This window comes from Dyadobacter sandarakinus (assembly GCF_016894445.1).
GTDB lineage: Bacteria > Bacteroidota > Bacteroidia > Cytophagales > Spirosomataceae > Dyadobacter > Dyadobacter sandarakinus.
Genome location: NZ_CP056775.1, coordinates 5,102,473 through 5,118,362, shown reverse-complemented (window position 1 = coordinate 5,118,362; position 15,890 = coordinate 5,102,473). Strand labels below are relative to the sequence as shown.

Sequence of the window (15,890 nt, the reverse complement as noted above, 5' to 3'; positions counted from 1 at the left end):
CATCTTTCCTTTGCTTTTTCCTGAATAAGCTTTTTGAAAGATCAGATACGATCAATCAGCTCCTTTACTTTCCTGACTTCCCTTCCGCTCAGGTGATCGGCAATGGCTGCGGCATGCTCCCGGCCGTTTTCAATGAAAACTTTTTCCGTAAAAACGCCCGCCATCACGGTACCACACAGGTAGAGCCCGGGTACATTGGTTTCGTAATGTTCAGGATTGAATACCGGAACCTTCGTGACAGGATCCAGCGTAACCCCGCATCGCGCAAGCAAATGTTCGTCGGGAAGGTAGCCTACGAGCAGGAACACAAAATCAGCCGGAAGCCACTCGGTTTCGCCGGTTTCAATGTTTTCGATCAGCATACGCCCAGGCTCGATGGCCTTTGTGATGCTGTTGAAGCGCGTATGGATTTTACCTTCCTTCACGCGGTTTTTAACATCAGGCACCAGCCAGTACTTGACCTTAGTCCTGAAATCCGCCTCTTTGTGCACAATGGTGACGTGTGCATCGTGGCGATACAATTCCAGCGCAGCCTCTACCGAGGAGTTGGACCCTCCTACCAGCACTACATTGGTATATGAATATTTGAACGGCTCATCATAGTAATGTGAAACGTGCGGCAGGTTTTCACCGGGCACATTCAGCATTCTTGGTACATCGAAATAGCCCGTTGCCAGTACCACATTCCTGGAATGGAACGTCTGACCGTCATGAGTGTACACGTGGAAAGTACCGTCGGACTGCTTTTCAGCCCGGTCTACATCAACAAAGAGCTTGAAATTCAGATGATAGTAGCCTGCTACTTTACGGTAATATTGCAAGGCTTCGTTCCGGTTGGCTTTCACTTCCGAAATAGCAAAGGGAATACCTCCGATTTCGATGTTTTCAGCCGTTGAAAAAAAACGCATGCGCCTCGGGTAGCGCCGGATAGACTCTGTCAGGTTGCCTTTTTCGAGAATGAGGTAGTCGAGGCCGCTCTTTGCCAGCTCCACACCCATGGCCAGCCCGCACGGACCGCCACCGATCACAATAACATCGTATATATGCATTTTTCGAAAGAATAATCACGCAAAACGAACCGGAAATGACCGGTTCTTATCCCTCCATTTTAACCCTCCAATTTAGATATTGGTTTCTGAACTTTGTAAATTAGCTCAGCGTTGCACGAATTCACCGCACAGCCATTTAGCAAACTTGACGAGCTCCAAAGATATTTTCAGGCAAAACCTTAATGAATGGGGCAGGAGACGAATTCCTTTTGTGTTTCTGATTGACTATCTGGCTGAAAAACCGCTGGCATGGCAGGTAGCCGATGCGGATGCTGCAATGGTTCGTTTTGATCTGAACGGATTCAGCAATGATGCAGTGAAAATGCCTGCTGAGCCTCCTGGCAGCTTTTATTTTCACAAGAAGCCGCAAAGCCTGGACGATTATCTACCCAAATTCAACCAGGTCAAAGCACGGCTTAAAGCGGGTGACTCTTTCCTCGTCAACCTTTCGCAGCCGACGCATATTGAAACCAATCTGACACTTTCAGAAATTTACGACTACAGCGATGCGCCTTACCGCATGTGGTACCGCGATCAGTTTGTTTGTTTTTCTCCCGAAATCTTTATCAAAATCACGGGAAGCCGCATCTCTGCATTCCCGATGAAAGGAACGATTGATGCCGCCATTCCTGATGCCGCACAGGTGATCCTAAACGATTTCAAGGAAGCTGCCGAGCATGCGACTATTGTGGACCTGATTCGAAACGACCTGAGCATGGTGGCGCAAAAGGTGTGGGTAGAACGTTACCGTTACATTGACCAGCTGAATACGTCTGAAAAGACATTGTTACAGGTTAGCTCTAAAATTGCGGGTGCACTGCCGGATGATTTTGAAAGGAATTTCGGCGATTTGCTGCTCAGACTACTGCCTGCCGGCTCCATCACCGGAGCACCAAAGCCCAGTACCATGCGCATCATCAGGGAAGCCGAAGGGTACGAGCGCGGTTATTACACCGGAGTGATGGGGTATTTTGACGGGGAAAACTTTGAAAGTGCCGTGATGATCCGTTTTATTGAAAAAGAAAGTGAAAAGCTGGTTTTTAAAAGCGGAGGCGGCATTACTGCCCTTAGCAAAGCTGCCGACGAATACCAGGAAATGATAGACAAAGTTTACTTACCATTTCGTCATGCCCCACACCCTGTGCATTGAGACCATCTGTATCGAAAACCGGCAGTTCAGAAACCTCCCCTACCATGAAGCCCGCCTCAACCGGACGCGGCGTGAGTTATGGGGGTACCATGATATGTGGAACCTTGCGGAGCTTGTAAGCATTCCCGATACAGTGGACCATACATTGCATAAATGCCGCATTGCCTATGGAAAAGAAATTGATGATGTCCGGTGGGAAACCTATACTTTCAGGCAGATCAGGCAAATCAGGCGGATGTATAGTGACACGATCGATTATCGTTATAAATATGATGACCGCATGGAGCTAAATGCACTTTTTTCAGCCCGCCGCAATGCAGATGAAATTTTAATCATCAAAAATGGCCTAGTTACCGATTCACTGTATTGCAATGTGGCCTTTTACGACGGGAATACATGGCTAACGCCTTCCACACCCCTGCTGCCCGGTACCCAGAGAGCTGCCCTGCTCAATCGTGGTATGATCCGGGAAGCGATAATCCGGGAAGCAGACATAGGGCAATACAGCCGCATCAAACTGTTCAATGCGATGATCGACTGGGATAACGCGCCGGAGCTGGATGTGTGTGAGATACTGCAAAGCTGATCCGGCTGTTTTTAGCTCTAAAATTTATATATTTGATTATAAGCAAGTCTGATCATGAAGCTAAAAACCCCAACATACAATAGTAAATCTGAGAACTTAAATCCTGATTTTACGCACGCTCCAGAGGAAGTTCTTTTAGCTGGCGGAGCTATGGTCTTTGGTAAAAAGACTGGTAAGAATAATGCAAGCATGATCAATGCACTGCAAAATAACCCCTCTACTGAGCCATTTTCATCCGCTGAGTGGGATGCATTAATGCATCAGCTTGATCAAACAAAATAATGAATGTTCTTTTTGACACCAATATCATCCTGAGCATTGTCAGAGCTGTGGATTATGCGGGATTAATAAACTTTCTGAATCCCAAAGACTATCCGATTTATAGTTCAGTTGTTTGTGAAGGAGAAATAAAATCGCTGGCCTTACAAAACAAATGTGGTACCGGCCGCATGAACCTGCTCGAAAATATTCTGGATCAGATCAATATCATAGATATTAGCAGGCTATGCATAAACATTTACACCGAAATAGATGCTTTTTCCCAGTTGAGAAATCCTGATTTTAAAGACTATGGATTTCTGACGCCAAGGAACATGGGGAAAAATGACCTTTGGATTGCTTCCCTGTCAGCCTTACTTGGCTTGCAGCTCGTTACCACTGATTCCGATTTTGACCATTTACACAGTGTGTTCTTTGAGGTAAGAAAAATTGATCAGGGATTACTTTTGCCGTTTTTTCAGCCTTCAACTTAATGTTATCTTCAACTTCCCTCTTCGAGGAAGAAACCACGCTCTTTGCCGATCTGATTTTGCCGGTACCCATACCTTCGCTGTTTACTTACAGGGTTCCGCGGGAAATGAGCAGCATGATCAAAGTAGGCGCACGGGTCATTGTTCAGTTTGGACAAAAAAGGGTAATTACGGCCGTAGTAGCCCAGATCCACAGCAACCCGCCCGTCAAATACCAGGCAAAATATATTCTGGAACTGCTCGACGATGAGCCCATCGTTACGGCCCGGCAGCTTGACCTCTTCTACTGGGTCGCGGATTACTATCTCTGCAATATCGGAGAAGTGCTGAACGTGGCACTGCCTGCGGGACTGAAAATTACCAGCCAGTCGAGGATACAGCTTAATCCCGAGTTCGAGCATGAAGACCTGCTGACAGACGAAGAGCGCGTGGTGATTGACGAAATCCGGAAGCATCAGACTTTGTCTTACGAGGAAGTAGAGCGGCTCACCGCACGTACCAACATTACCAAACTGATCAAGTCACTGGTAGGCAAGCGCGCAGTTATTTTATTTGAAGAAGTAAAAGAACGGTACAAGCCGAAGGTAGTGAGGAAAGTGCGGCTTGCGCAGGGCTACCTGTCCAATGATGCACTGGTAAAGCTCACGTCTTCCCTCGAAAAAAATCCGCGGCAGCAGGAAATCCTGCTGAAATACCTCAGCTTCGTACCCGTTTACAACAACCCCGACCTGAACCTTGGCGGGCTTGATAAAACGGTTTTTTCTCAGGATAAAAGTCTTTCTGACGCCGCTCTGCAAACCCTCGTTAAAAAGGGCATTTTTGAGCAGTTCGAGATTTTTATTTCCAGGTTTGATGAAATTCCCGCGGCTGCAAACGGCCCCATAGCATTGACGGAGCATCAGCAGGAAGCATCCCGACAGATACACGAACATTTTCAACAAAAAGAAGTTGTACTTCTTCACGGTATTACCGGCAGCGGCAAAACGGAGGTTTACATTGAAATGATCCGCCAGGTACTGGCCAGCGGCTCGCAGGTATTGTTTCTCCTGCCCGAAATTGCGCTTACCGCCCAGATCGTCGTGCGGCTGCGTAAGGTTTTCGGAGATGTCATGGGGATTTATCATTCCAAATTCTCGGACAATGAGCGCGTAGAAGTCTGGAAAGGCATTCTCGACGGCAAGTTTCAGTTTGTCGTAGGCGTACGCTCGGCCATATTCCTGCCCTTTGACAACCTGGGACTGATCATTGTTGACGAAGAACACGAAACATCCTACAAGCAGCATGACCCCGCCCCGCGCTACAATGCGCGCGATGTGGCGGTGATCCTGGCTTATATGCACAAGGGAAAAACACTGCTTGGATCGGCTACCCCTTCTCTCGAAAGCTATTTTCATGCAAAAAACGGCAGATACGGACTGGTTGAGATGAAAGAGCGGTTTGGCAATGCAGTACTGCCTGCATTTGAACTGATTGATATCAAAAAGGAAAAGAAGTCGCGCAAGATGAAAAACGAATTTTCATCCGTACTGCTCGACCATTTACGCTACAACCTGGAACATAAGGAACAAACCATTCTTTTTCAGAACCGCCGCGGGTATTCTCCTTACCTGCAATGTGAAGAGTGCAACTGGATCTCGCAATGCACCAACTGCGACGTGAGTCTTACCTATTACATGCGGATGAATGAACTCCGGTGCCACTATTGCGGGCACAAGGAAGAGGTACCGCGCACCTGTCCCAACTGCGGCTCCATACGCGTAAAAACAATGGGTTACGGGACGGAAAAGATTGAAGATGAGCTCCACGTCCTGTTTCCGGAAGCGCGTGTGCAGCGGATGGACCTGGACACTACCCGCGCCAAAAACGCCTATCAGCAGATCATACAGGATTTTGAAGAAGGCGGTACGGATATTCTGGTGGGGACCCAGATGGTCAGCAAGGGTCTTGACTTCGATAATGTAAGCATTGTAGGTATTTTCGACGCCGACCGGATCATTCACTTTCCCGAATTCAGGGCGTCGGAGCGGGCATTCCAAATGCTGACACAGGTAAGCGGGCGCGCAGGCAGGCGGGCCGGACGACCTGGAAAGGTGCTCATACAAACCAACAATCCCGGACAGCCTCTGCTGGAAAAGGTTGTTAATAATGACTATGAAGGCATGTATGAAGCTGAAATTGCTGAAAGGGAGAAGTTTGGCTATCCGCCTTTTACAAGACTGATCAAAGTGACCGTCAAACATCCGGATGAACAGGTATCTGCAAAAGCCGCCCGGGCACTGGCCGACAAGTTGCTGCCAAACCTGGGTTTGAGCCGCGTTCTCGGGCCGCAGCCGCCCCTTGTAGAAAGGGTGAGAAATCAGTTTTTGTTCGACATTCTGATCAAACTTGAAAGAGAAAAGATTAATTTTAAGGCGGCAAAGTCATTTATTCAGGAAAAAGTAACTGACATTCTGACCGACAAGACGCTTAAAAGCATACAGGTCGTGATCGACGTAGACTGTCTATAAATCATTTCTTACCGCATTTCACATTATGTCTCCCAAAAAAACCAGAATTGTTGCAACCGTTGGCCCCACTTCGGAATCGAAAGAAACACTATATGCATTGGCGAAAGCAGGAGTTAATGTTTTTCGTCTCAATTTCTCACATGGTACCCACGCTGACCATCTTTTAAGACTTAATACCATCAGGGCAATTAATGAGGAGTATGGTTTGAATCTGGCCATTTTGCAGGATTTGCAGGGACCGAAAATCCGTATCGGTCTGGTAGCGGAAAAAGATGGTGTCCTGATCGAGCCGGGCCACAAGCTGATTCTTTCCAACACAGAAGTACTGGGAACTGCTGAAAAAGTGAGCACACCGTATGATGGGATGTACAATGATGTAAAAATCGGTGACCGTATCCTGATGGATGACGGAAAGCTGGAAGTACTGGTTACCGGCATTGATGGCAGCGATGTGATTACGGAAGTGATTTACGGCGGTTATCTGAAATCCAAAAAAGGCGTTAACCTCCCGAATACGCGCGTTTCAATGCCTTCGGTAACACAGAAAGATTACGAAGATCTGGATTTTGGACTGGAAAATGATGTGGAATGGGTTGCGTTATCCTTTGTACGGACAGCCGCTGAGGTAATCAAGGTTAAAGAATATATTGCCAATAAAGGAAAATCTGCAAAGCTGGTAGCCAAGATCGAAAAGCCGGAAGCTATTCTGAATATCGACGAAATTATCGAAGCTACCGACGCGATCATGGTGGCGCGTGGTGATTTGGGAGTGGAGCTTCCGGCTGAGGAAGTACCGATGATTCAGAAAATGATCGTTGACAAATGCAACAGGGCCGGTAAGCCGGTGATTGTAGCTACGCAGATGCTGGAAAGCATGATTGAAAGTCCGCGTGCTACCCGCGCCGAGCTCAACGACGTAGCCAACTCCGTACTTGACGGTGCCGATGCCGTGATGCTCAGTGCTGAAACAGCTTCCGGAAAATACCCGCTTCTTGCCGTGGAAAGTATGACTCGTACCATTGAGAAGGTAGAATCGTCGACAAACAGCATTTACTTCAAGCACCATGCATTTGTCAATGAAAGTCCGGGTGTAAACAAGTTGAATGACAATGTGGTTATGAGTGCGTGCCGCCTTGCCCGTGATACACAGGCAAGCGCGATCATCGGCATCACGCGTTCCGGATATACGTCCTTCCGCTTGTCACATCACCGTCCGAAGGCAAGCCTGCTGATTTTCACATCGAACAAGACGCTGATGAACCAACTTGCACTTTACTGGGGCACAAAGGTTTATTATTACGACAAAGATCAGGACATTTCTACCGACGATTTGATTGAGGATATCAAGACTTTCCTTCTTGAAAAAGGTGAGTTGCAAAAAGGCGATGTGTTTATCAACACGCTGAGTATGCCGGTATCGCGCCAGCGGAAAACAAACACCGTGAAGTTGAGTGTTGTAGAATAACAAAATGTATAGAAAATGAAAGAGCAATCATCCCGGTTGCTCTTTTTTTATGCCCGCTCATTTGCCCGGTGCAGGCGCAGGAAAACCCGGCAGCATCGGCTCTGCAAAATTTGTATATTTGAAAACATGCAATTTCAAAGACTATGATAGCGACGCCATATCCGAGTAACGCCTCTCATAAGATCGGCGGACAAACTGTACCCAACGTTTTAATCCATGAAGTAATCGACGGTAAGCCCCTGTATCGCAAAGGCTACCGCGAAGTTCTTGCAAAAACGAAAGCAGTTGAGGATATAATGGGTTCAAGTTCATTGCAGGCATTTATCATTACCTATCTTACCATTTGGATAGGGAGGCACATGGATGATAATAAGTATACAATTTTATCCAATGAAGCAGGATTGCACCTGGACAAAGGCAACAACCTCGCCGCTGATTTGCTGATATTTGACAATCATCAACTTACCATTGATAAGATTAACAAGCGCTACGCTGGCGTTTGTCCTAAAATCTGCATTGAAGTAGATATCAGTATAGCACTGGAAGATCAATCTGAAAATGCCTACATCAATCTGAAAACCAAAAAGCTCCTGGACTTCGGTACCGAGAAGGTGATCTGGTTTCTGACAGAATCCAGAAAAGTGATTATCGCGCAGCTAAACGAAGAATGGACCATCAGCAACTGGGATGTGCCGGTTCACATACTGGATGATATCACCTGCAATGTAGGAGCATACCTGAAAGAAAAAGGCTCCGAATTTGCCTGAACTGAAAGAGCAATCATCCCGGTTGCTCTTTTTTTATGCCCGCTCATCTGCCCGGTGCAGGCGCAGGAAAACCCGGCAGCATCGGCTCTGCAAAATTTGTATATTTGAAAACATGCAATTTCAAAGACTATGATAGCGACGCCATATCCGAGTACCGCCACTCATAAGATCGGCGGACAAACTGTACCCAACGTTTTAATTCATGAAGTAATCGACGGTAAGCCACTTTACCGCAAAGGCTACCGCGAAGTTCTTGCAAAAACGAAAGCAGTTGAGGATATAATGGGTTCAAGTTCATTGCAGTTTTACATCATTGAATATCTGTTGCGGATTTTGTTCAAAAACCTGGAAGAAGAACGTTTTATTATCGCAACAAATGAGGCAGGCATTCATATTGACAAGCGCAACAACATTGCAGGCGATATCCTGATTTATGAAAAAGATGTTCTTACGATTGATAAAATCAACAAAAGCTATGCGCAGGTACCTCCCAAAATTTCACTGGAAGTTGACCTGAGCATTGAGCTGGAAGACATCTCAGAAAATGCTTACATTAACCTGAAAACCAAAAAACTCCTCGACTTCGGTACCGAGAAGGTGATCTGGTTTCTGACAGAATCCAGAAAAGTGATTATCGCCCGGCCAAACGAGGAATGGATCATCAGCAACTGGGATGTGCCGGTTCACATACTGGATGATATCACCTGCAATATAGGCGCTTACCTTAAAGAAAAAGGCTCGGAATTTGCGTGAGCCATATTTACATGACAAAATTCAAAGCAGCGATCATCGGCGGGGGCCATATTGCCGAGCAAAACCACATTCCTGCGCTAAAAACACTTTCGGACAGGGTCGAGATCATTGCCATTTGCGGACGTGATCTGGAAAAGACAAAGCTGCTGACGGCTAAGTACGGCATTCCGCACGCATTTGACCAACCGGATGAAATGTATGCAGCAGCAGCACCGGACATCATTATCAATGCCACGGCCAACAACCTGCATTATCCCTTCACCATACAGGCACTTAACAACAACTGCCACGTACTTTGTGAAAAGCCACCCGCATTGCATGCCGATCAGGCGCGGGAAATGGCAGATCTTGCCAGCAGTAAAAACAAAGTCCTTGCCTACAACTTTCAACTGCGGCAGACACCCGAGTACGCATTATTATCCAGATTGAAACAGGAAGGTCAGCTTGGGCAGATTTACCATATCAAAGCCCACTTTCTAAGGCGAAGAGGAATACCCGGCTGGGGCAATTTTACCAATAAGGAAATTCAGGGAGGAGGCGCGCTCATGGATTTGGGCGTGCATGTACTTGACCTGGCGCTGGGCTTGCTCGACTACCCGATACCCGCCAAGGTGCTTGCCAATACGTATGATTACATTGGAAAAAAGGGCGGCAAGGGATTAATGGGTACATGGGACCCGGCTACTTTTGAAGTGGAGGATGCATGCTTTGCACATCTGTCATTCGCAGACAATGCCAGTATCATGCTATCGGCCGCATTTGCATTGAACACGAAACTGGAAAAGAGCGTCAACCTCGAAGTGTTTGGTACCAGAGGAGGTGCAACGCTGCATCCACCTGCATTGTATACGGACATGGGTGATGAGCTGACTGACATGCACTTCAACCATCTGGAAGAAACCGACATTCAACTTAAAAACACGATGGCATTCTTGGATGCCTGCGAAGGAAAACCCTCCAACATCTGCCAGGCCGAAGAAGGTGCGATTTTGCAGGGAATAGTGGAAAGGATTTATAATAGTGCGGATAAAGGAGGAAGGGAATAAAGGGGAAAAGGAGGATGGGAGTAAAGGAAAAAGGGAGAAAAAGTGCGGTATCAGCCACCCACCTTTTCTCCCTTACTCCTTTATTCCCTTTCTCCTTTACTTTACTCCCCTCTCCCTTTTTCCATAAAAACTACTTTGCAGTAGCCATCACCATCTTGATATCATTTTTGGCACCCAGTTCCAGTACATCCACCAGATCCTGTACGGCCAGATTTTTATCAACCCGCAGTACTACCGTACGTTCTTCCACATTGGCAAAAATACTCTGCAGTTCGGCTTCCAGCCTGTCAAACGGGATAGGCTCCTTGTCAATAAAGTAACCTTTGTTTTCATCTACCGATAAGGTAATCTGCTTCTTATACATCTGCTGCGTAGCCGATGCTTTGGGCAGCATCAGCTTGATTACGTTCGGATTGGACATCGTGGAGATGATCAAAAAGAACAGTAGCAGGAAAAACATAATATCGTTGAGGGAGTGCGTAAAAACTTCGGGCGCAAACCGGCTCTTTCGACGTATTTTCATGATACTCTGGATTATTTAGCTGCAACGGGTTTCTGTAATACATCAAGAAAGTCCGACGCCGCCATCTGCAGTCTTAACGCAAAACGGTCGATCTTCATGTTCAGGAGGTGATACCCTGCATAAGCGATCAGACCGATGATCAGACCGGATCCGGATGTGATCATTTTCTCATACATACCACCTGCGATGGTACTGATATTAAAGTCGTTGGAAATAGAAATGTCGTAAAAAATACGGATGATACCCGAAATTGTACCCACAAAACCAAGCATAGGCGCAATACCCGCGATCACACCCAGGTAAGGAAGGTTACCTTCCATCCGCTGAATCTCGATCTGGCTTGCATTTTCAATGGTTGTTTCAATGTCTTTGATCGGGTATCCGATGCGCCCGATTGCCCTTTCCAGAATACGGCCGGCAGCATTGCGCTGGTTACGGCACAGTGACTCGGCCGATTTCAGGTTTCCCTGCTGAATAAAATCTTTTACATTATCGACAAACTGATGCTCTATCTTTCCATTGGCACCAATCCCGAGAAAACGCTCAATGATCAGGAAAAGAGTAGCCAGAAACAGCAATCCAAGCGGAAGCATTACCCACCCGCCTTTGGCAAGAAGGTCAATAACGGAAAGCCCCTGGTCAGCTACAGGCGCTGCCACGGTAGAGTCAGTAAGTGCTTGAAGAAGCATCATATTCGGGAAAAATGTGAATGGAAACAGCGGTTAATTCAGTGCCAAAAAGCTTTGATTCTAAACGGAGGGGGTTAACCCTTATTGTTTAAAGGGCAAATATAGAAGTTTTTAATGATCGGGGTTACTATTTACCTTTCGTATATACCCCGGCCGGCGCGCCTATCTTCCGCCCACCCTCCCCATTAAACCTCTATTAAATCTAAGGAAATCTGCCGATCGCATTGTTTCTTTGCAGAAAATTAAGTGCTACTACCAAATACTATGCAAACCGGACAAAAAAACGCACAGCCCTGGTTGGGTAAAATGCAGGAAAAATGGGGATTGGAAACAACCAGGCAGGTTCTTCTTGTACTTGCAGTGTTCAGCTTGTCGGGCTCGTCAGTCGTCTGGCTGAGAAAAGGGCTCTTTCATTTGCTGGGCTATGATGAAACGACGCCCATGTGGCTCAAAACCATTACTTACATTCTCTTCATTTTCCCTACTTACCAGAGCCTGCTGCTGCTGTACGGTTTTCTGCTGGGCCAGTTCTCGTTTTTCTGGGAAAAAGAAAAGAAAATGTTCCGCTGGATCGCTGCAAAATTCAAAGGATAACAATAACCGGATCACCTGATCGTACGGATCTGATACAAGGAGTATGGGGACACTTCCCGTACTCCTTCTTTATTTATACCTTTGTGACCTGATACAATTCAGGTTCAGAACCATACCGACTATTACTCCATGTTTGAAAACTTACAGGATAAGCTTAATAACGCCTTTCGCACACTAAAAGGAAAGGACCGGATTTCAGATATCAACGTCGCCGCCACTACCAAGGAAGTTCGTAAAGCCCTGGTGGACGCGGATGTTAACTTTAAGGTTGCCAAGGAAATTACCGACCGCATCCGGGAAAAAGCCCTCGACCGCAAAATCCTGATCTCGGTGGAGCCCGGCCAAATGTTTGTCAAGATTGTTCAGGAGGAGCTTACCGACCTGATGGGCGGGCAGGCCGAGGGAATCAATATTAAGGGAGACCCGGCAGTTATCCTGATTGCTGGTTTACAGGGGTCAGGTAAAACAACTTTTTCGGGTAAACTGGCCACATTGCTCAAAAAGCAGGGCCGGCAGGTGCTTCTTACTGCCTGCGACGTGTACCGCCCTGCGGCCATCGACCAGCTGAAAGTACTGGGTGAGCAGGTAGGCGTGGAAGTATATTCAGAGCCGGAAAACAAAAATGCGGTTCAGATCGCACAGAATGCGGTTTCATATGCCCGCAAAATCGGGAAGAAGATCGTAATCGTCGATACTGCCGGTCGTCTGGCTGTGGATGAGGTGATGATGAAAGAGGTGGAAGACATCAAGTCTGCCGTAAAACCTTCGGAAATCCTGTTTGTGGTAGACTCCATGACGGGCCAGGATGCGGTGAATACCGCCCGTACCTTCAACGAAAGACTGGATTTTGACGGGGTTGTCCTTACCAAACTCGACGGTGATGCCCGTGGTGGTGCGGCTTTGTCGATCCGGCAGGTGGTTGAAAAGCCGATCAAATACATCAGTACCGGGGAGAAAATGGAGGCACTCGACTCCTTTTACCCTGATCGTATGGCCAGCCGGATCCTGGGTATGGGTGATGTGATCTCCCTCGTGGAGCGCGCCCAGCAGGCTTTCGACGAAGACGAGGCCAAGCGGATCAATGCCAAAATGCGTCAGAATAAGTTTGATTTTGACGATTTCCTCGGCCAGCTGCAGCAGATTAAAAAGATGGGTAATGTAAAAGACCTGATTGGTATGATACCTGGAATGGGTAATGCCATGAAGGACCTGGATATCAGCAATGAGTCCTTCAAACCCATTGAGGCAATTATCCAGTCGATGACCAAAAAAGAGCGTGAAAATCCGGATATGATTGACGGAAGCCGCAAAAAGCGCATTGCAGCAGGTAGCGGCACCACCATCCTGCAAGTCAACAACCTCATCAAACAGTTTGATGAAATGCGCAGGATGATGAAAAAAATGAATACCATGCAAGCTGCCGGCAAGCTCGGCAAAGCAGTGCGCCGCTAATTGCTTCCTTTTTATGAAGAAACTTGCCGCTGCATTCGGTATCCTGTTTTTATTAAACCATACCCATTTACAGGCACAGGGCTCCGTGGGCTACTATCCATGGAGCAGCCTGCTTTCCATCAGTACCAACCCGCAAAAGCAGGTATGGCTTGACGCGCGATTTCAGACCAACTCCCTGTTCAGCAGTCTGAGCATCGACATTCTGCCGATGATCACTTTCAAGAAAACAGAAATTGTTCAATGGTATGCAGGGGGCGGGATCAGGGTCAATCCTTTATACCGCATTGCCGATGCCAATGCAAGCCTCATTACGGTAGACGGGTATTCCGTCAACGTAGGTGCACGCATTGCACCTCTGCCTCAAAACCGTCGCATTCAGCTTGCCATAGAGCTTAATCCTTATGTAAAAGACGATTTTGCCAGCGGCGTACTCAAGAGCCACTTCGGCGTGGTTTACGTTTTTGGAAAAAATAAGAAAGACACCCCCTAGTGAATGCGCTGACACCGCCCCGCTCCACTTTCCATTTTTATCCTTTTAAAAAAATGCTGCTTAAAAAACTGATGCTCAGCAAGGCGCTGCTTCTGGTTGCCTGTACCACGCTTTTTGCCCAAAACAAACCCAAAAAGGCAGTTTTTATAATCGTTGATGGTATATCTGCGGATACCAAAGAGTCTGTAAAAACCCCGAACCTTGACCTGATTGCCAAAACCGGAGGATACTCCCGTGCATATGTAGGGGGTGGAAAAGGTACTTACTCCGAGACACCTACCATTTCGGCAGTAGGTTATAACAGCCTGCTTACCGGTACCTGGGCCAACAAGCACAATGTATGGGACAACAAAATCGACAAGCCCAATTATCATTACTGGACCATTTTCCGACTTTTTTCTGAACAGTACCCTGCCCGCAAAACCGCCGTTTTCTCCTCCTGGCTCGATAACCGCACCAAGCTTGTAGGCGAAGGTCTGACGGAGACGGGCAAGCTGAGGCTTACCTATTCCTTCGACGGGCTCGAACTGGATACTGTTAACCGACCGCACGACAAAGATGCGGCGTACATGCACCAGATCGACGAAAAAGTAGTGGACGAAGCAGCGGCTTACCTGGAAAATACAGGTCCGGACCTTACCTGGGTTTACCTGGAATATACCGATGACATGGGCCACAAGTATGGGGACAGCGAGCAGTTTCACAAAGCTGTGGGAATGATGGACGCGCAGATCGGGAGGTTATGGAAGTCCATTCAGCTCCGTGAAAAGCAGTTTAATGAAGACTGGCAGATTTTTATCACCACCGATCACGGCCGCGATGCGCAAACGGGTAAAGGCCATGGCGGACAGTCCGACCGGGAGAGAAGTACCTGGATCGTTACAAATGCAAAAGGGTTGAATACCCGCTTTAAAGCCGGAGTACCTCAAACAACCCCGCAAATTACCTTACCGGCCATTGTGGACATCATGCCTACCATGGCTCGCCACCTTGACCTCAACATTCCAAAAGAACAGCTGTTTGAGCTGGATGGTGTTCCGCTGACGGGCAAGATATCCATTGCGGAACCTGTGCTCAAAAAAGAAAACAATCAGATCAGCATCAGCTGGACCGCGCGAGACACAGAAGGTGGCGTGAAGATCTGGGCGGCCACAACCAACCATTTCCGTGAAGGCGGCCGTGACCTGTACTATCTTATGGGAGAAGCCAAAGTCACTGATCAAAAAGCGGTCATTGATGTTTCAAAGTTCAAATCCGGGCTTTACAAGATTGTGCTGGAAGGAAAATACAATACCGTCAACCGCTGGATTGTGGAGAAATAGTTGGCCGTAAATAATTACATCGGAGAGGCGGGAATTACTAGTTCCCGCCTCTTCCTGCTTTATAGGAATCATACTCTTCCAACAGTTTCAGCAGGTCATCCTCTCCGCTGAAATCAAGCATTTCTTCCTTGATCACATATTGCATTTTGTTCTTTTCGTCAGCGAGCAGTTTAAGAAAACTATTGCGGTCGCTGAGCGTTACCAGGTTGAGCTTATTATTTTTCAAAATGTAAAGCCTGGCATCTTTATCCATCTCCGTAGTAGCACTTGCCTTTTCAATTTCGATAGGCTTGGTATATTTTTTCAAAAGCTTGGTATTTCCGTCGTAAATAAGCCGGTAAAAACTCTTGTCAGTTTGTCCCGCTACGGCCGGGTACCCGTTTTTAAAAGTATACAAATCTGTACCGGTAGGAATATTGAACTCCGTCACACGCGCATCAGCCCGGTAAATGCTGCCGCCCGACCGGTACTCCACTTCATCCCTGGTAAGATCATAGCGAAGCATCACGCCATCGTGCATCTGGTCGTCATCTGTTCGCACGGAGCCGGTGTACCAGTCACTGAACAGGTAGGACGAGGTTCCGCGGGCATCCGCCTGATATGGTTTACCACCAATACCGGTAGAGTCCTGAGCTTGCAATGCAGAGCCGAAAACAACACTGAGAAAGAACAGAGAGGTCAATAAATAATTCATCATCTTGGTTGTGTTTATAGGTTTGTGTATAGATTCCCTACCATCTTTATGTAC

17 protein-coding genes are annotated in these 15,890 nt (G+C 47.2%); 13 read left to right on the top strand and 4 right to left on the bottom strand.

Annotated features, from left to right (window positions below; genetic code table 11):
* Positions 1-41: 41 nt before the first annotated feature.
* Positions 42-1,049 (bottom strand): YpdA family putative bacillithiol disulfide reductase, encoded by a 1,008-nt coding sequence (locus HWI92_RS21105; protein ID WP_204658970.1) that lies wholly within the window; start codon positions 1,047-1,049, stop codon positions 42-44.
* A gap of 145 nt (positions 1,050-1,194) precedes the next feature.
* Here HWI92_RS21105 and HWI92_RS21100 point away from each other — a divergent pair, with 145 nt between their 5' ends.
* From HWI92_RS21100 to HWI92_RS21060, 9 genes are all read left to right on the top strand, one after another.
* Positions 1,195-2,199 (top strand): aminodeoxychorismate synthase component I, encoded by a 1,005-nt coding sequence (locus HWI92_RS21100; protein WP_204658968.1) that lies wholly within the window; start codon positions 1,195-1,197, stop codon positions 2,197-2,199.
* On the top strand, positions 2,177-2,785 hold the full coding sequence (locus HWI92_RS21095; RefSeq protein ID WP_204658966.1) for an aminotransferase class IV: 609 nt from the start codon (positions 2,177-2,179) through the stop codon (positions 2,783-2,785). Before HWI92_RS21100 ends, HWI92_RS21095 begins: the two co-directional genes overlap by 23 nt.
* A 54-nt stretch (positions 2,786-2,839) precedes the next feature.
* Positions 2,840-3,067 carry a hypothetical protein gene (locus tag HWI92_RS21090; RefSeq protein WP_204658964.1) on the top strand — a complete coding sequence of 76 codons (228 nt, stop codon included), beginning with the start codon at positions 2,840-2,842 and terminating at the stop codon, positions 3,065-3,067.
* Positions 3,067-3,537: a type II toxin-antitoxin system VapC family toxin gene (locus HWI92_RS21085; protein ID WP_204658962.1), complete on the top strand. Its 471-nt coding sequence runs from the start codon at positions 3,067-3,069 to the stop codon at positions 3,535-3,537. Before HWI92_RS21090 ends, HWI92_RS21085 begins: the two co-directional genes overlap by 1 nt.
* A complete protein-coding gene (gene priA / locus HWI92_RS21080; protein WP_204658960.1) occupies positions 3,537-6,041 on the top strand; it encodes a replication restart helicase PriA in 2,505 nt (834 codons plus the stop codon). Before HWI92_RS21085 ends, priA begins: the two co-directional genes overlap by 1 nt.
* A gap of 25 nt (positions 6,042-6,066) precedes the next feature.
* Positions 6,067-7,506: a pyruvate kinase gene (pyk, locus tag HWI92_RS21075; RefSeq protein WP_204658958.1), complete on the top strand. Its 1,440-nt coding sequence runs from the start codon at positions 6,067-6,069 to the stop codon at positions 7,504-7,506.
* Between the two features lie 143 nt (positions 7,507-7,649).
* Positions 7,650-8,273: a Uma2 family endonuclease gene (locus HWI92_RS21070; RefSeq protein WP_204658956.1), complete on the top strand. Its 624-nt coding sequence runs from the start codon at positions 7,650-7,652 to the stop codon at positions 8,271-8,273.
* A gap of 129 nt (positions 8,274-8,402) precedes the next feature.
* The gene (locus HWI92_RS21065; protein ID WP_204658954.1) at positions 8,403-9,026 is read left to right on the top strand and encodes a Uma2 family endonuclease; all 624 of its coding nucleotides are present in this window, start codon (positions 8,403-8,405) and stop codon (positions 9,024-9,026) included.
* 11 nt (positions 9,027-9,037) lie between these two features.
* Complete coding sequence (locus tag HWI92_RS21060; protein ID WP_204658952.1) at positions 9,038-10,072, top strand: Gfo/Idh/MocA family protein; 1,035 nt, start codon at positions 9,038-9,040, stop codon at positions 10,070-10,072.
* A gap of 130 nt (positions 10,073-10,202) precedes the next feature.
* Here the strand turns inward: HWI92_RS21060 and HWI92_RS21055 are convergent, their stop codons facing one another.
* Positions 10,203-10,595 (bottom strand): ExbD/TolR family protein, encoded by a 393-nt coding sequence (locus HWI92_RS21055; RefSeq protein ID WP_056292104.1) that lies wholly within the window; start codon positions 10,593-10,595, stop codon positions 10,203-10,205.
* An 11-nt stretch (positions 10,596-10,606) separates the two neighbouring features.
* Positions 10,607-11,287, bottom strand: a complete 681-nt coding sequence (locus HWI92_RS21050; RefSeq protein ID WP_204658950.1) for a MotA/TolQ/ExbB proton channel family protein — start codon at positions 11,285-11,287, stop codon at positions 10,607-10,609.
* Positions 11,288-11,548: 261 nt separating this feature from the next.
* Between HWI92_RS21050 and HWI92_RS21045 the strand changes: the two genes are divergently transcribed.
* The 4 genes from HWI92_RS21045 (at position 11,549) to HWI92_RS21030 (ending at position 15,142) form a co-directional block, all read left to right on the top strand.
* Positions 11,549-11,878, top strand: a complete 330-nt coding sequence (locus HWI92_RS21045; protein ID WP_204658948.1) for a DUF6787 family protein — start codon at positions 11,549-11,551, stop codon at positions 11,876-11,878.
* Positions 11,879-12,007: 129 nt separating this feature from the next.
* Positions 12,008-13,330, top strand: a complete 1,323-nt coding sequence (gene ffh / locus HWI92_RS21040) for a signal recognition particle protein (protein ID WP_204658946.1) — start codon at positions 12,008-12,010, stop codon at positions 13,328-13,330.
* Positions 13,331-13,343: 13 nt separating this feature from the next.
* Positions 13,344-13,820 (top strand): hypothetical protein, encoded by a 477-nt coding sequence (locus HWI92_RS21035; protein WP_204658944.1) that lies wholly within the window; start codon positions 13,344-13,346, stop codon positions 13,818-13,820.
* Positions 13,821-13,873: 53 nt separating this feature from the next.
* Positions 13,874-15,142: an alkaline phosphatase family protein gene (locus HWI92_RS21030; RefSeq protein WP_204658942.1), complete on the top strand. Its 1,269-nt coding sequence runs from the start codon at positions 13,874-13,876 to the stop codon at positions 15,140-15,142.
* A gap of 37 nt (positions 15,143-15,179) precedes the next feature.
* Here the strand turns inward: HWI92_RS21030 and HWI92_RS21025 are convergent, their stop codons facing one another.
* On the bottom strand, positions 15,180-15,839 hold the full coding sequence (locus tag HWI92_RS21025) for a hypothetical protein (RefSeq protein WP_229248411.1): 660 nt from the start codon (positions 15,837-15,839) through the stop codon (positions 15,180-15,182).
* Between the last annotated feature and the right edge of the window lie 51 nt (positions 15,840-15,890).